This window comes from Clostridium cuniculi, assembly GCF_004353185.1.
Classification (GTDB): domain Bacteria; phylum Bacillota; class Clostridia; order Clostridiales; family Clostridiaceae; genus Clostridium; species Clostridium cuniculi.
In genome coordinates this window covers 1-22,103 of sequence record NZ_SMUS01000041.1, presented here as the reverse complement: position 1 = coordinate 22,103, position 22,103 = coordinate 1, and the positions used below count along the sequence as shown (strand labels likewise).

At 28.1% G+C, this 22,103-nt stretch carries 19 protein-coding genes; all 19 read left to right on the top strand.

Annotated elements, in window-relative coordinates; genetic code table 11:
* Positions 1-273 precede the first annotated feature (273 nt).
* The 19 genes from EJJ37_RS16580 (at position 274) to EJJ37_RS16490 (ending at position 21,920) form a co-directional block, all read left to right on the top strand.
* The gene (locus EJJ37_RS16580) at positions 274-636 is read left to right on the top strand and encodes a YccF domain-containing protein (RefSeq protein WP_133016600.1); all 363 of its coding nucleotides are present in this window, start codon (positions 274-276) and stop codon (positions 634-636) included.
* Between the two features lie 95 nt (positions 637-731).
* Positions 732-1,940, top strand: a complete 1,209-nt coding sequence (locus EJJ37_RS16575) for a NupC/NupG family nucleoside CNT transporter (protein ID WP_133016599.1) — start codon at positions 732-734, stop codon at positions 1,938-1,940.
* 191 nt (positions 1,941-2,131) lie between these two features.
* Positions 2,132-2,842, top strand: a complete 711-nt coding sequence (locus EJJ37_RS16570; RefSeq protein WP_133016598.1) for a response regulator transcription factor — start codon at positions 2,132-2,134, stop codon at positions 2,840-2,842.
* Positions 2,817-5,132 carry an MFS domain-containing histidine kinase gene (locus EJJ37_RS16565; protein ID WP_133016597.1) on the top strand — a complete coding sequence of 772 codons (2,316 nt, stop codon included), beginning with the start codon at positions 2,817-2,819 and terminating at the stop codon, positions 5,130-5,132. Before EJJ37_RS16570 ends, EJJ37_RS16565 begins: the two co-directional genes overlap by 26 nt.
* A gap of 323 nt (positions 5,133-5,455) precedes the next feature.
* Positions 5,456-5,998: an NADH peroxidase gene (locus EJJ37_RS16560; RefSeq protein WP_133016596.1), complete on the top strand. Its 543-nt coding sequence runs from the start codon at positions 5,456-5,458 to the stop codon at positions 5,996-5,998.
* A gap of 122 nt (positions 5,999-6,120) precedes the next feature.
* Positions 6,121-6,663: an NADH peroxidase gene (locus EJJ37_RS16555; RefSeq protein WP_133016596.1), complete on the top strand. Its 543-nt coding sequence runs from the start codon at positions 6,121-6,123 to the stop codon at positions 6,661-6,663.
* 139 nt (positions 6,664-6,802) lie between these two features.
* Positions 6,803-8,230, top strand: a complete 1,428-nt coding sequence (cls, locus tag EJJ37_RS16550; protein ID WP_133016595.1) for a cardiolipin synthase — start codon at positions 6,803-6,805, stop codon at positions 8,228-8,230.
* Positions 8,231-8,699: 469 nt separating this feature from the next.
* Positions 8,700-9,713, top strand: coding sequence for a 3-deoxy-7-phosphoheptulonate synthase (aroF, locus tag EJJ37_RS16545; protein WP_133016594.1), 1,014 nt, complete (start codon positions 8,700-8,702; stop codon positions 9,711-9,713).
* Positions 9,714-9,829: 116 nt separating this feature from the next.
* Positions 9,830-10,879: a 3-dehydroquinate synthase gene (gene aroB / locus EJJ37_RS16540; RefSeq protein WP_133016593.1), complete on the top strand. Its 1,050-nt coding sequence runs from the start codon at positions 9,830-9,832 to the stop codon at positions 10,877-10,879.
* A gap of 13 nt (positions 10,880-10,892) precedes the next feature.
* On the top strand, positions 10,893-12,188 hold the full coding sequence (aroA, locus tag EJJ37_RS16535) for a 3-phosphoshikimate 1-carboxyvinyltransferase (protein ID WP_133016592.1): 1,296 nt from the start codon (positions 10,893-10,895) through the stop codon (positions 12,186-12,188).
* Positions 12,166-13,236 carry a chorismate synthase gene (aroC, locus tag EJJ37_RS16530; RefSeq protein ID WP_133016591.1) on the top strand — a complete coding sequence of 357 codons (1,071 nt, stop codon included), beginning with the start codon at positions 12,166-12,168 and terminating at the stop codon, positions 13,234-13,236. Before aroA ends, aroC begins: the two co-directional genes overlap by 23 nt.
* A gap of 82 nt (positions 13,237-13,318) precedes the next feature.
* On the top strand, positions 13,319-14,485 hold the full coding sequence (pheA, locus tag EJJ37_RS16525; protein WP_133016590.1) for a prephenate dehydratase: 1,167 nt from the start codon (positions 13,319-13,321) through the stop codon (positions 14,483-14,485).
* A 16-nt stretch (positions 14,486-14,501) separates the two neighbouring features.
* On the top strand, positions 14,502-15,317 hold the full coding sequence (aroE, locus tag EJJ37_RS16520; protein ID WP_133016589.1) for a shikimate dehydrogenase: 816 nt from the start codon (positions 14,502-14,504) through the stop codon (positions 15,315-15,317).
* Positions 15,318-15,336: 19 nt separating this feature from the next.
* Positions 15,337-15,825 (top strand): shikimate kinase, encoded by a 489-nt coding sequence (locus EJJ37_RS16515; RefSeq protein ID WP_133016611.1) that lies wholly within the window; start codon positions 15,337-15,339, stop codon positions 15,823-15,825.
* A 47-nt stretch (positions 15,826-15,872) separates the two neighbouring features.
* Positions 15,873-16,886: a 3-deoxy-7-phosphoheptulonate synthase gene (aroF, locus tag EJJ37_RS16510; RefSeq protein WP_133016588.1), complete on the top strand. Its 1,014-nt coding sequence runs from the start codon at positions 15,873-15,875 to the stop codon at positions 16,884-16,886.
* Between the two features lie 137 nt (positions 16,887-17,023).
* Positions 17,024-17,857 (top strand): prephenate dehydrogenase, encoded by an 834-nt coding sequence (locus EJJ37_RS16505; RefSeq protein ID WP_133016587.1) that lies wholly within the window; start codon positions 17,024-17,026, stop codon positions 17,855-17,857.
* Positions 17,858-18,089: 232 nt separating this feature from the next.
* Positions 18,090-20,018, top strand: coding sequence for an FUSC family protein (locus tag EJJ37_RS16500; protein ID WP_133016586.1), 1,929 nt, complete (start codon positions 18,090-18,092; stop codon positions 20,016-20,018).
* A gap of 195 nt (positions 20,019-20,213) precedes the next feature.
* Positions 20,214-20,711, top strand: a complete 498-nt coding sequence (locus EJJ37_RS16495) for a TM2 domain-containing protein (RefSeq protein ID WP_133016585.1) — start codon at positions 20,214-20,216, stop codon at positions 20,709-20,711.
* A 45-nt stretch (positions 20,712-20,756) separates the two neighbouring features.
* The gene (locus tag EJJ37_RS16490; protein ID WP_133016584.1) at positions 20,757-21,920 is read left to right on the top strand and encodes a serine hydrolase domain-containing protein; all 1,164 of its coding nucleotides are present in this window, start codon (positions 20,757-20,759) and stop codon (positions 21,918-21,920) included.
* Positions 21,921-22,103 lie beyond the last annotated feature (183 nt).

Sequence of the window (22,103 nt, the reverse complement as noted above, 5' to 3'; positions counted from 1 at the left end):
GTATGCAATGAATTTATAGAGTAATCAGTATTGATCTATATTTTAAATAATAAAAGTGAGATACAACAAATTTTTAAATCAATACTATAGATTATTATTGATATTTGCATGTATATCGATATATAATCTATAAGTCTGTTTTGTGCTACAAAATCCAATAAAATAAAAGATTTATTAGCGAAGTAAATATATGGGTATATTAGGGGTGGAAATTTATAAGATAAAAAATAAAATTTTATTAATAATGAATAGGATAAGTTTGGAGGTGATTAGATGTCTTGTTTAGGAAATATAATTTGGTTTATATTTGGAGGTTTTTTTGGAGCTTTAGGATGGTTATTTGTAGGAATACTTTGGTGTATTAGTATTATAGGAATACCAGTAGGGCTACAATGCTTTAAGATGGCAAAGCTTCAACTTGCACCATTTGGAAAAGATGTTGTTACAGTTAGTGATAGTGGAGGAAACCTAATATTAAATATTCTATGGTTAATATTTGGTGGATTAGAGTTATGTATTGCAAATTTAATTAGTGCGTTATTTTTATGTATTACTATTATAGGTGTACCTTTTGCAATGCAATCTCTAAAGATGGCCAAGTTATCATTAATGCCATTTGGAAAAGAAGTTAACTGAGAGTTAAAATTTTATATTTATATATAGAATATAACATTATATTTTTGATAAAACTAAAGAAGAAAAAATATCTAAACGAAGGATGGAGTGATTTTGTGGCAATATTAAATTGTGTTATAGGAATAGCTTTCATATTTCTTGTGGCATTTTTGCTTTCAAATAACAAGAAAAAAATTAACTGGAGAACTGTAATAATAGGTTTTCTAATTCAATTTGGATTTGCTCTGGCTGCATTAAAGTGGAGTGTAGGTAAATATGTGTTAAGTAAAGTAGCGCTTGGTGTTCAATCAGTAATTGATTATGCCAAGGAAGGTATAAGTTTTTTATTTGGATCATTAGCTAATGATGGAAGTATATTTGCGGTTAATGTATTAGGAGTAATTATATTTATATCAGCTATTGTATCAGTCTTATATTATTTAGGAATTATGCAATTTGTTATAAAAATTATAGGTGGAGCTTTATCAAAGCTTTTAGGAACATCTAAATTAGAAACTATATCAGCTTCAGCTAATATATTCTTAGGTCAAACAGAAGCACCGCTTTTAATTAAGCCATATGTAGAGAAACTTACTGAATCAGAATTATTTACAGTTATGGTTGGAGGGCTTGCATCAGTTTCAGGTTCAATATTAGTTGGGTATTCATTATTAGGTATTCCAATAGAATATCTAGTATCTGCAAGTTTTATGTCAGCACCTGCAGGGCTTATAATGGCTAAGATTATAATACCAGAAATAAAACAAGCAAAAGTAAATGAACAAATTGAAATGGTTAAAGACGATTCAGCTAATGTTGTTGATGCAGCAGCTAAAGGTGCTATAGATGGATTAGGATTAGTTCTTAATATAGCAGCTATATTATTAGCATTTGTTGCTTTAATAGCTTTAGTAAATGGTCTTATAGGATTTGTAGGAGGATGGTTTGGAATTGCAAACTTAAGCTTACAGTCTATTTTAGGGTATATATTTGCACCAGTTGCAGCTATTATTGGTGTGCCATGGGGAGAAGCAGTAACAGCAGGTTCATTAATTGGGCAAAAGATTGTGTTAAATGAATTCGTAGCATTTTCAAGCCTTTCTGAAATTATGTCTACATTATCACCAAAGACAATAGCAATAGTTACTTTCTCATTATGTGGATTTGCCAATATTTCTTCTATAGCTATATTAATAGGTGGTATAGGTGGTATGGCTCCAAGTAGAAAGCATGACATAGCACGTTTAGGATGGAAGGCTATTATAGCAGGAACTCTTGCTAACCTTCTAAGTGCAACAATAGCAGGATTTTTATTAACAATATAATATACAAAAAATGTAAGCACCTCCGGGGAAGTTCCATATATTGGATGACTCTCGGAGGTGCTTATATTTTATAACTTAATAAATTCTTAATAAATATGATAAATTTTTTGTAAGACTTATTTGTTACTATATAAATATAAATTAATTGTCATGGTATAATAATACAATGTGAAGGGAGTGTGTTCTGAGAAATGATAAAAAATACTGTTTTAGTAGTGGATGATGATAAGGAGATTGTTGATGCAATTGATATATATTTAAGAAATGAAGGAATTAATGTAATTAAAGCTTATGATGGAATAGAGGCATTGGAAGCTTTAATGGAAAAGGATATTCATCTTATTTTAATGGATATAATGATGCCTAAAATGGATGGATTAAGAACAACTATGAAAATAAGACAGGAAAAAAATATACCTATTATTTTAATTTCAGCAAAATCTGAAGATTCAGATAAAATATTAGGCCTTAATATGGGAGCTGATGATTATATAACTAAACCATTTAACCCATTGGAACTTATAGCAAGGGTTAAATCACAATTAAGAAGATATACTATCTTTGGAAATTATAGTGATCAAAATAAAGCAGAAACTACATCAATAGTAAGTAGTGGAGGCCTTTCTTTAAATCAAGATACTAAGGAAGTTTTGGTTGATGGAGAAACAATAAAGCTTACAGCAACTGAATTTGGAATATTAGAATTATTACTTACAAATCAAGGTAGAGTATTCTCTATAGATGAAATTTATGAAAAAGTGTGGAAAGAGCCAAGTTATAATGCAGAAAATACTGTAGCAGTTCATATAAGAAGGATTAGAGAAAAGATTGAAATTAATCCTAAAGAACCTAAATATTTAAAGGTGGTGTGGGGAATTGGATACAAAATCGAAAAATATTAACGATGGGGAAGAAAAGAAATTAGATATTAAAAAGGAAAAAGGTAATAGTAGAAAGTCATTTAAGAATAAGGAAAATACACAGTATATAATTTATATTTTAACAGTTATAACATTAGTAACTACAATTTTATCAGGATTAGAAGTTAAGGACAATTTAGGATATGTTATACCAGATAGAGTATATACTCAAACTCAAGTAGCTGGAAATATACAAAATTACACCAATTTAGTGGAAGACTATTCATTATATTATAAGTCACCTAGCTATACTAAAGATAAAGAGAATATTACTAAAAATGATATAGAAATATGTAAGTCAGAATTACAAAGTAAAGCAGATGCTGAATATGAAGATTATAGAAGTTCTAAATATAATGATGATAGTTTTAATAATTTAAATTATGAACAACAAGAAAAGATTTTAAATGAAGAAAGAGAAAAAATTAATGAAAAATATACTTTAAGTGATGAAGAAATGACAGAGTATATTTTAAATAGAAAAAGTAATAGTGCAAGTGATTTAAATAATAAAATAAAATCATATGTTAATTTAAATTTTATAGCTTATGATAAATTAAATGATCTTTGGATTGGTGGAGATGATATAGATATTGATGCCATTAAAAAAGATAGTAGTAGATATTTTAAAGAAATAAATATTGATTATAATGGAAATATAATAGAAAAGATATATGTTAATGGTAAAGAAATAGATAGAAATAATGCATTAAGTAGATTTGTTGATAAGTATAGTTATGGATCTAGATATTTTAGATATACTTCAACAGAAACTAATTATAATAGTGAAGTTAACTATAATAATCAAGAGAAACATAATGTAGCTATATATATATGGATGCCTAAAGAACTTCAATCAGGTGATGTAGTTTATGAAAGTTTTATTAATGTGCAGAAAAATGTGAGCAGTTTTTATTTAAGTTGTATTGTATTTGTAGTATTTTTTGTTTTATTAATTCTTTGTATATTATATTTAGCTAAATATAATAAAAGATTATCATTAATAGAAAATATAGTAAATAGATTTAAAGTTTATCCTATTGAATATAAAACAGGTGTAGCAATATTAGCTTGGATAATATGGCATATGGGGATAGGTATATATTATAATTCCAATAATTATATAAGAAGGCTAAATTTGAGTTCAATAATTTGGGCAACTGTAGTAGTAGTTATTTATTACTTCTTAATTAGAATAATAATAGCTAATTATAATGAAGGGACACTATTTAAGAATAATATTACAATTAAAGCTTGGAATTATTTAAGTGATGTAATGAATAGAGGATCTATAATAAGAACTTTCTTAATAATGACAGTTTTATATATATTAAGTGGCTTAGTATTATTATTCTTATCAGCATGGTTATGGATATGGCCAATTGGAATAGTAGTAGGAATAATATTAACAATTATATATATTATAATGTTAATTAAGGATTTAGTTTATTTAGATAAAATAATGGTTGGGGCTAAGGCTGCAGTAGAAGGAAAGCTAAATTATAAGATTGATGAAAAGGGAAGAGGACACCTTAGAGAGTTAGCCCATGATATAAATAATATAAAAGAAGGTTTAAGGAAGTCTGTTGAAAATGAGATGAAGAGTGAAAATATGAAAACGGAGCTTATAACTAATGTGTCTCATGATTTGAAGACTCCATTAACTTCAATTATTAATTACATTGATTTATTAAAGAGAGAAAATATTGAGCCAGAAAATGCTAGAGATTATGTAAGTATACTAGATAAAAAATCTCAAAGACTTAAGATATTAATAGAGGATTTATTTGAAGCATCTAAAGCTGCTAGTGGGGCAATGGAGCTTAATATTGCTAGAATAGATATTGGACAATTATTAAAACAAGCCTTAGGGGAAAATGATGAGAGATTCAAAGATAGTAAGTTAGAAGTAAAATTAAATGTTCCTGATGACAAAGTATTTATTAATGGAGATGGAAAGAGATTATATAGAGTATTTGAAAATCTTCTTTCTAATATAGTTAAGTATTCTTTAAGTAATACAAGAGTATATATTGATATGTTTAAAGAAAATGATGAAGTAATCATAGTTATGAAGAATATATCAGCTTATGAGCTAAGTTTTGACACAAATGAAATAACTAATAGATTTAAACGTGGAGATGCATCAAGAAGTACAGAAGGGTCAGGCTTAGGTCTTGCTATTGCTAAAAGTATAGTAGAGCTTCATAATGGAAGCTTTAAAATTGAGGCTGATGGAGACTTATTTAAGTCTATTATAAAACTAAAGTAAATTTCTTTATAGGAAGATAAATGTCTAAAGTGAGTTGTATCAAAGGATACAACTCTTTTATTACATAATTGTTTTCAATTGATAATCAATATCTATTTTTAAATAGATGAGCCAAGTAATAGTGCTAACTGATATACATTATCAATTAGAAAATTTTTTTAAAAAAATTTCAAAAAAGACTTGTAATTAATAATTATTATTATATAATAATAGATGTAAGGTGATTCAAAACGAGTCACAAAAAACAAAAAACAAAAGAACAAATAAATAAGAAGTTAATAAAATGAAATATATTATAGAAAGATTTTAGGAGGAATAAAATTATGAAGAAATTTGTATGTACAGTATGTGGATATGTTCACGAAGGAGAAACTGCACCAGCAGAATGCCCATTATGCCATGTTGGAGCTGATAAGTTTGTAGAACAAGCAGGAGAATTAGTATTTGCTGATGAGCACAGAATCGGAGTTGCTCAAGGTGTAGACGAAAGAGTAATCGAAGGATTAAGAGCTAACTTTGTTGGAGAATGTACAGAAGTAGGAATGTACTTAGCAATGTCAAGACAAGCAGACAGAGAAGGATTCCCAGAAGTTGCTGAAGCTTACAAGAGAATAGCAATCGAAGAAGCAGAACACGCTGCAAAATTTGCTGAATTATTAGGAGAAGTAGTTGTTGCTGATACAAAAGCTAACTTAGAAGCTAGAGTAGCTGCAGAACACGGAGCAACTCAAGGTAAATTAGATTTAGCTAAATTAGCTAAAGAATTAAACTTAGATGCAATCCATGACACAGTTCATGAAATGTGTAAAGACGAAGCTAGACACGGTAAGGCTTTCGAAGGATTATTAAATAGATACTTCGCTTAAGATTTATAAAATTTAAAGATAAAATTACTACAAAAGTATAGAAGCTTGTACTTTTGTAGTATATAATAAAAAAGTATTATAGAAAATACAAGAATAATATGAAAATTTAGGAGGAATTAACTATGAAGAAATTTGTATGTACAGTATGTGGATATGTTCACGAAGGAGAAACTGCACCAGCAGAATGCCCATTATGCCATGTTGGAGCTGATAAGTTTGTAGAACAAGCAGGAGAATTAGTATTTGCTGATGAGCACAGAATCGGAGTTGCTCAAGGTGTAGACGAAAGAGTAATCGAAGGATTAAGAGCTAACTTTGTTGGAGAATGTACAGAAGTAGGAATGTACTTAGCAATGTCAAGACAAGCAGATAGAGAAGGATTCCCAGAAGTTGCTGAAGCTTACAAGAGAATAGCAATCGAAGAAGCAGAACACGCTGCAAAATTCGCTGAATTATTAGGAGAAGTAGTTGTTGCTGATACAAAAGCTAACTTAGAAGCTAGAGTAGCTGCAGAACACGGAGCAACTCAAGGTAAATTAGATTTAGCTAAATTAGCTAAAGAATTAAACTTAGATGCAATCCATGACACAGTTCATGAAATGTGCAAAGACGAAGCTAGACACGGAAAAGCTTTCGAAGGATTATTAAACAGATACTTTGCTTAATATCTAAAAATTCCATACATAAGAACCATGCCATAAAGCATGGTTCTTTTTAATATGCAATTTAGTTAGAGTATTAATTGCTACTTTATTGATGTATAATAATAATAAAGAGCTAAAAGTTGAAAGGAATTAATGATTTATGGCATATATAGTATTATTAGCAATGTTTTTTTTATTAAATTTAATATCTGCATTATCATTAATATTTATTGAAAGAAAAGAGCCTACAACAACATGGGCTTGGCTGCTAATACTAATTGCATTACCAGGTATAGGGTTTATTCTATACTTATTATTGGGGCAAAATTTGAGTAGGCAAAAAATATTTAGAGAGAAAAAGCTTGCAGATAAAATTAAAAGATATAAGTTAAGAAGTAATAGTGAACTACCTAATTTTGATAGTGAAATTAATGAGAATTATGAAGATTTAATTTTAATGAATTATAATCATTCTGGAGCTGTTTATACTACAGGAAATGAAGTAAAAACATATATTAATGGAGAAGATAAGTTTAGAGATTTATTTAATGATATTAGAGCTGCTAAAAGCTTCATACATATAGAATATTATATTTTTAGATATGATGATTTAGGAAGAGCGCTGATAAAAGAACTACATGAAAAGACTAAAGATGGCGTTGAAGTAAGACTAGTCATAGATGGCATGGGATCAAAGCGAATTACTAAAAAAATAATTAAGGAAATAGAATCTTATGGAATAAAAATGGCTGTATTCTTTCCAGGAGTTTTGCCACATATTAATACACGTATTAATTATAGAAATCATAGAAAAATAGTTGTAATTGACGGTAAAATTGGATATGTTGGTGGATTTAATGTTGGAAATGAGTATGTTAACAAAGGAAAACAATTTAAATTTTGGAGAGATACTCATATTAGAGTTAAAGGTGAGGCTGTTAATGAGTTAAATAAAAGATTTATATTGGATTGGGACTATGCTGCAGATGAAAACATGGGGAATATGTCAATGTACTTTCCAGTTCCAGAAGTAGTGGGTAATGTAGGAATGCAAATAGTATCTTCTGGTCCGGATCATATGGAAGAATATATTAAAAATTCTTATATGAAAATTATAAATAATGCAAAAAATTATGTTTATATTCAAACACCATACTTAGTACCAGATAGTCCAATGATGGAAGCTTTAAAAATATCAGCTCTTTCAGGAGTTGATGTTAGAATTATAGTTCCAGGGGCTCCAGATCATTTCTTTATGGAATGGATGTTAAGTGCTAATATAGGATTGCTAATAGAATATGGAATAAAAATATATCGTTATGGTAATGGATTTATTCATTCTAAAACAATTGTAGCAGATGGTGAAGTATGTAGTATTGGAACTGCAAATTTAGATATAAGAAGTTTTAAATTAAATTTTGAGGTAAATGCATTTATTTATAATGAAACAGTAGCTAAAGAGCAAGAAAAAATATTTTTAGATGATCAATTAAAGTCTAAATTAGTTACAAAAGAAGAATATTATAAAAGGTCTAGAAATTTAAAGATTAAAGAGTCATTAATAAGATTGTTGTCACCTATTTTGTAGAGTCTTACAAAATAGATGTAAAAAGATTGACAAAGTGGTTAAATATGGTTAAAATAAAGAAAAAGTAAATTGATGAAAGCTAAAAGAGGTATATATTATGAAAGGATTAGAAAAGAATTTAATTGCAAAATTTAATAGATTTTTTTACTTTATATTCTGGGGCTATTATTTTAGCGCTGGCTATTTCTTTTGCAAAAATAAATATAATTTTTTTCTAATGAGCAATTAGTGAATCTTTTTATATATCTTAATATCTAAAAGTGTATTTAAAGTATAGTTTATAGGAGAGAACTCATTAGAGTTCTCTTTTTTAGTTAGTAGTTAGAAGTTATTAAGTTAAAGTTATATATTTTTCGTAAGGAAAATATGTTGCATATAAAAAAATAGTGTTAAGGAGAATAGTATATGAGATGGTAAGATTACTAACTCTAAAATACTAATTCCTAACTAATTTAAGGGGGCATTTAACATGGTAGTAATATTAAAACCAAAAACAAGTAATGAAGCAATTAAAAAGATAACAGGAGAATTAGAAGCTTTAGGTGTAACAGTAAATCCAGTTATAGGTACAGAAATGAGTATATTAGGATTAGTTGGGGATACAACAAGAATAGATCCTTCATACATTGAAGCGAATCCTAATGTTGAAAGGGTAATGCATGTTCAAGAACCTTTTAAGAAAGCAAATAGATTATTCCATCCAGAAAATACAGTAATTGATGTTAATGGACATACTATTGGAGGAAATAAAATTGCAGTAATAGCTGGACCTTGTTCAGTTGAAAATAAAGAGCAAATAGCATTAGTTGCAGATGAAGTTAAAAAATGCGGAGCTAGTTTCTTAAGAGGTGGGGCATTTAAACCAAGAACTTCTCCATATAGTTTCCAAGGTTTAAAATATGAAGGGTTAGAATTATTAAATGAAGCAAAAGCTAAAACAGGATTACCAATAGTGACAGAGCTTATGTCACCATATGATATAGAAACATTTGTTGAAAAAGCTGATATAATTCAAGTAGGGGCAAGAAATATGCAAAACTTTGATTTATTAAAAGAGTTAGGTAAAATTAATAAACCTATACTTTTAAAGAGAGGTTTATCTGCCACAATAGAAGAGTTATTAATGAGTGCAGAATATATTATGGCTGGTGGTAATGAACAGGTTATTCTTTGTGAAAGAGGAATAAGAACTTTTGAAACATATACTAGAAATACTTTAGATTTAAGTGCTGTACCAGCAATTAAAAAATTAAGCCACTTACCAGTAGTAATTGATCCAAGTCACTCTGCAGGAAAGTGGTGGATGGTAGAGCCATTATCAAAGGCAGCAATAGCTGTAGGTGCTGATGGTCTTATAATTGAAGTTCATAATGACCCACAAAAAGCATTGTGTGATGGACAGCAATCAATAAAACCAGATGTATTTGCAAAATTAATGGAAGACTTAAAAGTGATAGCAGGAGCTGTAGGAAGAGAAATTTAATTTTTAGAGAAAAGGTAAAAGAGAAAAGGTAAATAATAAATTCAGCTTAGATGAATTAAATAATAACCTTTTAACTCTACTTTTTCATTATTACTTTAGTAAGAAAGGACGGTAGTATGGAATTAAAGGTTGATTTAAAAGATAGAAGTTATCCAATTATAATTGAAAAAGGAATTATTAATAGAGTTTCAGAAGAAATTAGGAAGGTATACAAGGGAAAGAAAATATTTATTATTACAGATGATAATGTAAATAAGTATTATGGTGGAAAAATTAGTGAAGAATTAAAAAAGAATGATTTTGAAGTTAAGTTATTAGCATTAAAACCAGGGGAAGAAACTAAAAACTTTAACACGTTACCTATTGTATATAATGAACTTCTAGATTTTAATTTAACTAGAAGTGATTTGATAATTGCATTAGGGGGAGGAGTTATAGGAGACCTAGGGGGCTTCGTAGCTTCTACATATTTAAGAGGAGTTGACTTTGTGCAAATACCAACATCACTTTTAGCACAAGTTGATAGTAGTGTTGGAGGGAAAGTAGCAGTAGATTTAGAAAGAGGAAAAAACTTAGTAGGAAGTTTTTATCACCCAAAATGTGTATTAATAGATCCAGAAGTATTAAATACATTAGATAATAGATTTTTTATAGATGGAATGGCGGAAGTCATTAAATATGGATGTATTAAGGATAAACAATTCTTTGATTATCTTGAAAAAATGGAAAATAATCAACAATTAATCAACAATATGGAAGTGGTTATCCACAAATGTTGTGATATTAAGAGGCAAGTTGTGGAGAATGATGAAAAAGATAAAGGTGAAAGAATGCTTTTAAACTTTGGTCATACTTTAGGTCATGCCATAGAACAATATTATAATTATACTAAATATAGTCATGGTGAAGGTGTTGCCATTGGAATGTATGTAATAAGTAAAATTAGTGAAGAAAAAGGATTAACTAAAAAGGGAACTTCTCAAAGAATTAAGGATATTTTAGTTAAATACAATCTTCCATATGAACTTGATGTTAATATTGAAGAAACTTTAGAAGCTATCAATTTAGATAAGAAGAAATTAGGAAATGATTTAAATGTAATTATTTTAAAAGAAATAGGAAGTTCAGAAATATATAAAACTACAGCAGAATTTTTTAAGAAATAAAAGAGGAGTAGATATGGCAGATTTAAAGATATATCCATCAAAGCTTAAGGGAGAGGTAAAAATACCTCCTTCAAAAAGTATGTCACATAGAGCAATTATTTGTGCAGCTTTAAGTGATGGATTATGCATTATAGAAAATATAGATTATTCAGATGACATTATAGCAACTATTGATGCAATGAATTCTTTAGGGGCTAAAATAGTTAAGCACAAAGATTATATTGAAGTAATAGGGGCATATGGAATTGATGAAAAACCACAAGAAACTAGAATAATTGATTGTAATGAATCAGGTTCAACTTTAAGGTTTTTAGTTCCTATTTCACTATTATTTAAAGGTAGCAGTAAGTTTATAGGTAGAGGTAATTTAGGAAAAAGACCATTAACTACTTATTATAATATATTTGAAAGACAGGGAGTTGAATATTCTTACGAAGAAGGTAATCTTAACTTAGTTATAAATGGCGAATTAAAACCTGGAACTTTTGAAGTAGAGGGTAATGTAAGTTCTCAATTTATAACTGGATTATTATTTACGTTACCATTATTAAAGGAAGATTCTAAAATTATAATTACTACTGAAATGGAATCAAAGGGATATATTGATTTAACATTAAGGGCAATGAATGATTTTGGAGTAGAAATAATTAATAACAATTATAGAGAGTTCATTATTAAAGGAAATCAAAAATATAATGCAAGAAATTACAGAGTTGAAGGGGATTATTCTCAAGCTGCATTTTTCCTTTGTGCAGATAGCTTAGGTAATGATGTATTATGTAAGGATTTAGATTTAAATTCTCTTCAAGGTGATAAAGAAGTAATAGATATACTAGAAAGAATGAATGTTATATTTAATGCAAATGATATAGGGGTAAAGGGTACTACTAATGGTGAATTAGCTAGTACAGTAATCGATGGAAGTCAATGTCCAGATATTATACCAGTTCTTACATCAGTGGCTGCATTAACAAAAGGTACAACAGAAATAATAAATGCAGGAAGGCTTAGAATTAAGGAATGTGATAGGCTTGCAGCAGTAACGTCTGAGCTAAATAAATTAGGAGCTAAGATAATAGAAAAAGAAGATGGATTAGTAGTTACAGGAGTAGAAAAGCTACAAGGTGGAGTGGAAGTATGGAGTCATAAGGATCATAGAATAGCTATGACTTTAGCAATAGCTTCTACAAGATGTGAAGAACCAATAGTGATAAAGGATTATGAATGTATAGCTAAATCTTATCCAAACTTCTTTGAAGACTTTAAAGCTTTAGGAGGAAACGTTCATGGGTGGAATGTGGGGAAATAATATAAGAGTATCTATTTTTGGAGAGTCTCATGGAAATGCTATAGGAATAAATATCGATGGTTTACCTTCGGGTTTTCATATTGATATGGATAAGGTAATGGTAGAAATGGCAAGAAGAGCACCAGGAAAAAGTCCGTTATCAACTCCAAGAAAAGAAGGAGATATACCAGAAATATTAAGTGGATATTTTGAAGGTAAAACTACAGGAACTCCACTTTGTGCAATAATAAGAAATTCTAATACTAAATCTAAGGATTATTCAAAGCTTAAAGACGTAATGAGACCAGGTCATGCAGATTATACTGGTGCTATGAGATATGATGGCTTTAATGACTATAGAGGTGGAGGACATTTCTCAGGAAGAATAACTGCACCACTTGTATTTGCAGGAGCCATTTGTAAGCAAATATTAGAAAGCAAAGGAATATCAATTGCAGCTCATGTTAATTCCATAGCAAGTATTAAAGATAAAAGCTTTTTAGATGTAGATATAAATGAAGAATTAATATCATCATTTAAAGGAAAAGAATTACCTTTAATTAATTCAGAATTAGAAGAAGAAATGAGACAAGAAGTTATGAATGCAAGAAAGGATATGGATTCTATAGGTGGAACTATAGAGTGTGCTGTTTTAGGTATAAAGCCTGGAATAGGTAATCCATTTTTTGATTCAGTAGAATCAACATTAGCTCATTTAATGTTTTCAGTGCCAGCAGTTAAGGGAATTGAATTTGGAAAAGGGTTTGATATCTCTAAAATGAGAGGATCAGAAGCTAATGATGAATATTACTTAGATGGTAAAACTATAAAGACAAAAACTAATAATAATGGTGGAATTTTAGGTGGAATAACTAATGGAATGCCAATAGTATTCAAGGTTGCAATAAAGCCAACAGCATCAATATTTAAAGAACAAAGTACTGTTAATATAGCTACAATGGAGGAAACTAAGTTAAGCATAGAAGGAAGACATGATCCATGCATTGTACAAAGAGCACTTCCAGTTATAGAAGCAGTAACTGCTATTGGAATTTTGGAATTGATGTAGCATGATGAATCTCCTAAATATTGGAACGGCCTCAGGGGAACAGACAAATATTGGATAAAGCTAGGGGATATGGAGGGAAAACATGAATCTTTCAGAATGTAGAAATGAAATTGATAAAATAGATAAAGAGTTAGTTGAATTATTTGAAAAGAGAATGAATGTTGCAATAAATGTAGCGGAATATAAGATAGAAAATAATATTCCAATTTTTAATGGAGTTAGAGAAGCTGAAGTTATTGAAAAGAATATTAATAGACTTAATAATAAAGAGTATTCGAAGCTTACAGAAAAATTTTTCACTCATTTAATGGAATTAAGTAGAAGCCTTCAAGCAGATATTATTGATAAGAATAATAAAAAAAATAATAATATAATAGGTTCAATAGAAGAAAATATATCAACTAACGAAAATAAAAGAGATTTAAAGAATATTAAAATTGGATATCAAGGTGTAAAAGGTTCTTTTAGTGAAGAGGCTATGATTAAATACTTTGGTGAAAATCATACAACTACAGATTATGAAGAATTTGAAGATGTATTTGTAGCCTTAAAAAATAATGAAATAGATTATGGAATATTACCTATAGAGAATTCAAGTACAGGAGCAATAACTACTGTTTATGACTTATTAGTTCAGTATGGCCTTTATATAGTTGGAGAAGAGTGTATAAAGATAGATCAAAACTTAATAGGAGTAAAAGGAAGTAAGCTTGAAGATATAAAAGAAATATATTCACATCCTCAGGGCTTTGAGCAAAGCAGTGAATTTTTAAGCAAACAAAATAACTTAAAGCTTATACCATTCCATAATACAGCTATAAGTGCTAAATATATTTCAGAGATTAATGATAAATCAAAAGCTGCAATTGCAAGTTTAAGGGCAGCAAAAATTTATGGATTAGATGTAATTCAAAAAGAAATAAATGATAAAGATAATAATCATACAAAGTTTGTTATAGTAGGAAGAAAACTTGAGTCATCTAAGGAATGTAATAAGATTACTGTTGTATTTTCATTAGATGATAAGGCTGGTACTTTATATAACCTTTTAAGGCACTTTGCAGAAAATAATATTAATATGATAAAGATAGAGTCTAGACCAAGTAAAAATGAACCTTGGCAATATCTTTTATATGTAGACTTTGAGGGTAATATAGAAAATGAAGATGTTAAAAAAGCAATTAAGTTAATTGAAGAAAAAAGTGAATACTTCAAATTGATTGGATGCTATGAAGGAGTTAATTACTAAAAGGTTAGGTGATTAAATGGAGTTCTATGGATTATTAGGTGAAAAGTTAAGTCATAGCTTATCCCCAAAAATCAATAAGATAATATTAGAGAAAAATAATACAGAAGGTGCTTATAAATTATTTGAGATTCCTAAAGATAAATTAGATAATTTTGTTGAAGCAGTGAAATTGCTTAAGATAAAAGGATTTAATGTCACAATTCCATATAAGGAAAGTATAATGAAATATTTAGATTGTATTTCAGATGAAGCAACTAGAATTGGTGCTGTTAATACAGTAATGTTAAAAGGTAATAAGCTTTATGGATATAATACTGACTATTTTGGAATTGAAGTTATGATTCAAAGCAAAAAAATAAATGTAAAAAATAAAACTGCAGTTATCTTAGGTTCAGGAGGCGCTTGTAAGGCTGTAATTACTTATCTATTAGATAATGAAGTAGAGAAAATATATATAGTAAGTAGAAGGCCCAAAAGTGTTAATTTAAATAACATGAATAAAAGGATATCAATAATTAATTATGATGAATTATCTAATATAAGTGGATATCTAATAATTAATACAACTCCTGTTGGAATGTACCCTAATATTGATAAATCTGCAGTTGGTAATGATATAATTAAAAATTTTGATGTGGCTGTAGATTTAGTATACAATCCTACGAAAACTAAGTTTCTTCAAATAGCAACAGAAGAAGGAAAAGTTGCTATAGGTGGATTGCATATGCTAGTAGGTCAAGCAGTTAAAAGTCAAGCTATCTTTAATGATAGGCAAATAAGTGAAGAACTAATAAATTATATATACACTGAGGTGGCAAAAGATTTTAAGTAGGAGAGAGAGTATGAAGGATATGGAGAAGAGTATTACACTAATAGGGTTACCTGGATGTGGAAAGACTACAGTAGGAAATTTACTTTCAGATAAATTAAATTATAAGTTTATAGATATGGATTACTATATCGAAGAAAATCAAGGAAAGACTATTATTGAATTATTTAAAAATGGTGAAGATTATTTCAGAAACATAGAAACTGAAACTTGTAGAGAACTTGGTGAAAAAGAAAAAACAATTATTTCTTCTGGTGGAGGAGTTGTTAAAAAGGCAATAAATATAGAATATTTAAAGAAAAATTCTATAGTAGTTTTTATTGATAGACCAGTAGAAAATATTTTAGGAGATATAGAAGTTGAAAAGAGACCTTTACTAGCAAATGGTAAAGAAGTATTATATAAGTTATACGATGAAAGATATGAGCTTTATAAAAACTATTGCGATTATAGAGTTGAAAATACAGGAAGCTTAGAGGATGTTGTAAATAGTATTGCAAGTATTATATAAATTAAAAATTTAGAATTTAAATTAAGTAGTATGGAGGTATGGTAGAAATGATTATTGTAATGAATCCAAAATGTAGTGAAAGAGAAATTGCTGATGTAAAAAATGAATTAACTAGACAAGGTTTAGGAGTTCATCTTTCTCAAGGGGAAACTTTCTGTATAGTAGGTATTGTAGGAGATACTAGAAGAATAGACTCAGACAATTTATTAACTTTTGATGGTGTTGATAAAGTATTAAAAGTTGAAGAACCTTTTAAAAAAGCAAATAGATTATTTAAGCCAGAAGATACAGTTGTTAATGTAAATGGAACATTAGTTGGTGGAAATAATCTTGGAATTATGGCTGGACCATGCTCTGTTGAAAGTGAAGAACAGATAATAGAAATAGCTAAGGCTGTTAAAGAATCAGGAGCTAACTTCTTAAGAGGAGGAGCTTTTAAACCAAGAACTTCACCTTACAGTTTCCAAGGATTAGAGCTTGAAGGATTAAGATTATTAAAACGTGCTAAAGAAGAAACAGGGCTTTCAATAGTAACTGAAATAATGTCTACCGATTATATAGATGAATTCGTAAGAGATGTTGATGTAATTCAAGTTGGAGCAAGAAATATGCAAAACTTTGATTTATTAAAGCAACTTGGTAAAACTAATAAGCCAATTTTACTTAAGAGAGGATTAGCTTCAACTATAGAAGAGTGGCTTATGAGTGCTGAATATATAATGGCTGGTGGAAATGAAAATGTAATTCTTTGTGAGAGAGGAATTAGAACTTATGAAGGATACACTAGAAATACTTTAGACTTAAGTGCAATACCAGTAATTAAAAAGTTATCTCATTTACCAGTAATAGTAGATCCAAGTCATGCTTCAGGATATTGGTACTTAGTAGAACCATTAGCAAAGGCAGCAGTAGCAGCGGGAGCAGATGGACTTATGATAGAAGTTCATAATGACCCTCAGCATGCATTAAGTGATGGGCAACAATCAGTAAAGCCAGAGTTATTTGATAAAATAATGCAAAAGGTAAAAGTTTTAGCTGAAATGGAAGGAAAGGTTTTATAGTGACAAGTGACAAGTGGCAAGTTGAGGAAAAAAGTCTGCTAAGTCATACTTTTAGAAAAAATATATTTCAGAAACTCCTTTAGGAGCTTCAACCTTAACTTGTCACTTGAAACTTGCCACTAAACAATGGGGGTATTATGAGAATAGTTATTGTAGGGCTTGGTGTTATTGGTGGTGGATACGCAATGGCACTTAAGGAAGCTGGATATGATGAAGTTTATGGAATAGATAAAAATATAGATACATTAAAAAAGGCAAAGGCTTTAGGAATTATTAAAGAGGGCTATGAAAATGAGCAGGAAATAATCAAAGATGCTGATTTAATTGTATTAGCTGTTTATCCTAATTTAGTTAAGAATTTTATAATCAATAATAAAGATAACTTTAAGGATGGGGCTATAATTACAGATGTTACAGGTATTAAACAGTTATTTATTAATGAAATAATTAATATATTACCAGAAAATGTTGATTTTGTTTTTGCTCATCCTATGGCTGGAAGAGAGAAAAAGGGAATAGATTATGCTACAAATCAGGTTTTTAAAGGTGCAAATTTTTTAATTACAGTAACTGATAAAAATAAAGATGAAAATTTAGATTTAATTGAAAATTTTGCATATAAAATGGGATTTAAAAATGTGAAAAGAATATCTCCTAAATACCATGATGAAATGATAGCATTTACAAGTCAATTACCTCATGCTTTGGCTGTAGCTCTTATAAATAGCGATATTGAAGGACGAAATACAGGTGAGTTTATAGGAGATAGTTATAGGGATTTAACTAGAATTGCAAATATTAATGAATCTTTATGGAGTCAATTATTTTTAGGAAATAAGGAAAATTTACTACAAGCCATTTATAACTTTGAAAAAGAATTAGATAAAATTAAAAGTTGTGTGGAAAATGAAGATAAAGAAATTCTACAAGAGTTATTTATTAAATCTTCTTTAAGAAGAGAAAAATTATAATATGTTAATTAAAAAAGATGGTTATTATAGATAATAGTAACCATCTTTTTAGTATTTATAAGTAAAATAATAATAATTTTACAGATATAAGATAATAATATAAAAGAAATCGTTTATTAATTAAAAAGTAGGCTTAATATAAAAAAATATTGTGAAACAATAAAATTGATTGAAAAATAAAATAAGAGTAAAATTGTTTCTTGTATATTTACTAAGAAAAGGAGAGGTTATCTTGGCGGGAAAAACAAAAATAACTAAGCAATTCATTATAACACAGACAGTTTTATATGTTTTTATAATGGTATTTGTAATAACATTTAAACTTATTTTTGGAGATAAAAATGTACTTGTTGGAGTAATGGGTATAACAGCAATGTTAATGCTTACGCAAATTAATCTTACTGTTTCTCCAGGAAAAAATTTAGTAAAGCTACTTATAATAAATTTAGGAATAGGTATATTCACATATTTAGCAAATCTTAATATATGGGCAGCTATACCAATAAATTTCATAGGAATATTTATAATAGCTTATACCTTTTATTATAATTTAAAATCGCCAGTATATTTACCATTTACGTTGCAATATATGTTTTTATTAGCTACTCCTATTACTGCAGCTGAATTACCAATGAGACTTCTTTCACTTTTAGTAGCACCAATTGGAATTATGTTAATACAATTTGCAATCAATAAAAATAAAACTACTAAAGTTGGAAACAAGCTAATAGGTGGTATTTGTGATAATATCATAAAAAAGATTAATAATAATGAAAATAAACTAGAGATAAATAAAGCAATAAAAAGTAATGCTAATGAGTTTAGAAAAATTATTTATGATAATAGAAAAGATAACTTCTATGTAACAGAAGAAGGAAGAATAAAATTAAATATTGTTATAATTTTAGAAAAGCTATCAAATTTATTAGATGAGAATACTACTAATAAACAAGTATTGAATGACTTAATAATTTGTTTGCAAGAGTTAAAGAATAGCTTAGGAAAAGAAGATGATTTAAACAATATTACGGATACTATAAGTAGAATACTAAATAATTATAAAAAAGATAACATTCATGATTTAGTTACCTTAAGAATATTAAATACTATCAATATGCTAAATATATCTTTAGAAGAATTAAAATCATTAGGTAAAGAAAATTATAATACTATAAAAGCTAGCAAAGATATACCAGAAAAATACAAAATGGTTAATCTTCATAAGAAAGAGTTTTATACAAAATCAGTAAAATTTTCTTATGCTATTAGAGTATCTTTAGGAATAACTATTTCTGCTTTTATTGCAAATTATTTTAAGTTTCCAGAAGGTAGATGGATATACTTTACAGCCTTTGCAATAATAATTCCTATATATGAATTATCAAAGAAAAAGTTAAGAGATAGAATGTTTGCAACTTTAGTTGGTGGAGCAATAATAGTTATATCATTTACAATATTTAAAAATATGTTAATTAGAATGTTAATAATAATGGTTGCAGGTTATTTAAGATCATATACTTCAACATATAGATATGGAACTATTTGCACTACAATATGTGCAATTGGTGCAGCTGCTATGACTGGTGGAGCGGTAATATTAACTATAGATAGAATAGTATTTGTTATATTAGGTACTATAATTGCTATTATCATTAATAGATTTATATTACCTGTAAGAATGAAAGATGCAAATGAAGAACTTCTAGGGACTTATAGGCAAGTACTTTATGGAATGTTAAATGAAGTTTATGAAGAGGCAATTAATAAAAATGATAATACTCATGAAATGGATACATTATTACTTGTAACAACAATGATAGAAGAAAGATTAGCTGTTAATAACGGTGATTTTATTACAGAAGAATATAGTAGTTATTTTGATAAATTAAGAATTTTAATTATTGATATTTATCAATTATATACATTGGTAAGAATAAATGAAGTTAAAAATAATAATGCTCAAAATGTGGTTGAGGATTTAAAATTGTTATCAAATATAGATAATATAGATATTAATAATAAAATAAAAAATGTAGAAGAACATATAAAGACAGCAAATGGAATTGATAATAAAATAATTTTTGCAAGTATAAGGGGTGTTTTATCAGAGATAAAAGAATTAAAAGATATGAATAAAGCCTTAGATACACAAGCGATATAATAAAAAAGTTAATAATTTAATATAAAAATGAGCAAAAAACCTAGGTAATAATATCTTAGGTTTTTTGTTATTATTATATTGAAAATCACATTTTTAACAATAAGTATTAATAATATAAATATATAAGGATAAATATAGATATATTTTAAGTTAATACTGTATAATATTTACATACTTACTTAAGGGGGAATAAATATGTATTGTAAAAATTGTGGAGAAAAATTAAATGAAGGGGTTAATTTCTGTTTTAATTGTGGTTTTAAGTCAGGAGAAGGGCAAGGGTATTGTGATAAGTGTGGAGTAAAAGTAAATAGTTCTACTTGTAGTAATTGTGGAAATGTTATAGAGGGTTATAATGAGGATTTAAATAGAGAGACTTATAATAATCAAAATTACTCTACAAATAATAATCAAGGTTATTCTAATAACTATAATAATCAAAATTATAATTCAAATTATGTGGCAAGAAGACCAAAATCTAAGATTGCGGCAGGAATATTAGGAATTTTAGTAGGTGGCCTTGGAATTCATAGATTTTATTTAGGATATGTGGGAATAGGAATTTTACAAATTGTAGTTACTATTTTAACTTGTGGTGCAGGTAGCCTTTGGGGATTTATTGAAGGAATACTTATATTATGTGGTACTACAATAACTACAGATGCAGATGGTGTACCTTTATCAGATAATTAGTTAATAATAAAAAATAGTATACAGTGGAAAAAAGGGTGATTATAGATGAGTGAGAAAATTGAAAAAATAATAACAGATGAATTAGAAAAGGGGAATTTAGCTGGAGTAAGTATTTATGTAATTAAAGATGGTAAGGAGATTTTTGGTAAACAATTTGGATATTCTAATTTAGAAGAGAAAATAGAAATGAAAAGAGATACTATTTTTAGTATATATTCAATGAGTAAACCAATTACAGCTGCAGCTACAATGCTTTTAATTGAACGTGGATTATTATCATTAGATACTCCAGTATCTAAATTTTTAGATGGATTTAAAAATCAAAAAGTATTATGCAATGGAGAAATAGAAGAAGTTAAGAGAGAAGTGGTAATAAAAGACTTATTAACTATGACTTCAGGTGTTGCATATCCAAGTGATAGTGAAGTTGGTCAAAAAGTTAATGCTATAGTTGATGAAGTTATTGAAAAAGAGTTAATGGGAAGTCCACTAACTACAGTAGAGTTTGCTAACAAATTAGGACAAGTACCTTTAGAATTTCAACCAGGTGAAAAGTGGGCTTATGGATTTTCAGCAGATATTCTTGGAGCAGTAATTGAAGTTGTATCAGGGAAGTCATATAGAGATTTCTTAAGAGATGAGTTCTTTATGCCATTAGATATGGTTGATACAGATTTCTATGTTCCAGAAGAAAAGTGGAATAGATTTGCTAAAGTATATGAATATTTTGAAGAGAAGCCTAAATTAAGACCATATAAAGGGTACAATTTGGCTATAATGAGACAGAATAAATTACCAGGTTTTTACTCTGGTGGAGCAGGTTTAGTATCAACATATGAAGATTATTTACATTTTGATAGTATGATAATTAATGATGGAGTTTATAATAATAAGCAAATCTTAAAAAAAGAATCTATAGATTTTATGAGAACTAACCATTTAAATGAAGAACAATTAAAAACTTATGACTGGGAAGATTTAAAAGGCTATGGATATGGAACACTGGTTAGAGTTTTAGAAAATAAAAAAATAGCTAATACTCCATGTGCTATAGGTGAATTTGGATGGGGAGGATGGGCTGGAACAGAGTCTATAATTGATCCTAAAAATAATAGTATAATATTATATTTCATTCAAAGAATTAATAAATGCGATAACGTTGAAAAAGAAATAAGAAAGCATATTTATGAAGAGTATTTAAATAAATAGTTTTTTATTGAGTATAGAATATATAATTAAGAGGACAGGGAAAACTGTCCTTTTTATTGTATAAATGAATACTACCTGCTGTGCAGGTATGTTCAGAGTAGCTTAAGCGGTGAGTATATAAAAAAACTCCTTTTGTCAATAATTAAAAAAGGTTCGCAGCCAAATTTAATAGACAAAAGGAGG

Bases quoted from the DNA above. Each gene is read 5' to 3' on its own strand.
- pheA (WP_133016590.1), top strand. From the start codon at position 13,319: ATGAATCTTTCAGAATGTAGAAATGAAATTGATAAAATAGATAAAGAG.
- EJJ37_RS16555 (WP_133016596.1), top strand. From the start codon at position 6,121: ATGAAGAAATTTGTATGTACAGTATGTGGATATGTTCACGAAGGAGAA.
- aroF (WP_133016594.1), top strand. From the start codon at position 8,700: ATGGTAGTAATATTAAAACCAAAAACAAGTAATGAAGCAATTAAAAAG.
- EJJ37_RS16580 (WP_133016600.1), top strand. From the start codon at position 274: ATGTCTTGTTTAGGAAATATAATTTGGTTTATATTTGGAGGTTTTTTT.
- EJJ37_RS16495 (WP_133016585.1), top strand. From the start codon at position 20,214: ATGTATTGTAAAAATTGTGGAGAAAAATTAAATGAAGGGGTTAATTTC.
- EJJ37_RS16560 (WP_133016596.1), top strand. From the start codon at position 5,456: ATGAAGAAATTTGTATGTACAGTATGTGGATATGTTCACGAAGGAGAA.
- EJJ37_RS16515 (WP_133016611.1), top strand. From the start codon at position 15,337: ATGGAGAAGAGTATTACACTAATAGGGTTACCTGGATGTGGAAAGACT.
- aroB (WP_133016593.1), top strand. From the start codon at position 9,830: ATGGAATTAAAGGTTGATTTAAAAGATAGAAGTTATCCAATTATAATT.
- aroA (WP_133016592.1), top strand. From the start codon at position 10,893: ATGGCAGATTTAAAGATATATCCATCAAAGCTTAAGGGAGAGGTAAAA.
- cls (WP_133016595.1), top strand. From the start codon at position 6,803: ATGGCATATATAGTATTATTAGCAATGTTTTTTTTATTAAATTTAATA.
- aroC (WP_133016591.1), top strand. From the start codon at position 12,166: ATGGGTGGAATGTGGGGAAATAATATAAGAGTATCTATTTTTGGAGAG.
- aroF (WP_133016588.1), top strand. From the start codon at position 15,873: ATGATTATTGTAATGAATCCAAAATGTAGTGAAAGAGAAATTGCTGAT.
- EJJ37_RS16570 (WP_133016598.1), top strand. From the start codon at position 2,132: ATGATAAAAAATACTGTTTTAGTAGTGGATGATGATAAGGAGATTGTT.
- EJJ37_RS16490 (WP_133016584.1), top strand. From the start codon at position 20,757: ATGAGTGAGAAAATTGAAAAAATAATAACAGATGAATTAGAAAAGGGG.
- EJJ37_RS16505 (WP_133016587.1), top strand. From the start codon at position 17,024: ATGAGAATAGTTATTGTAGGGCTTGGTGTTATTGGTGGTGGATACGCA.
- aroE (WP_133016589.1), top strand. From the start codon at position 14,502: ATGGAGTTCTATGGATTATTAGGTGAAAAGTTAAGTCATAGCTTATCC.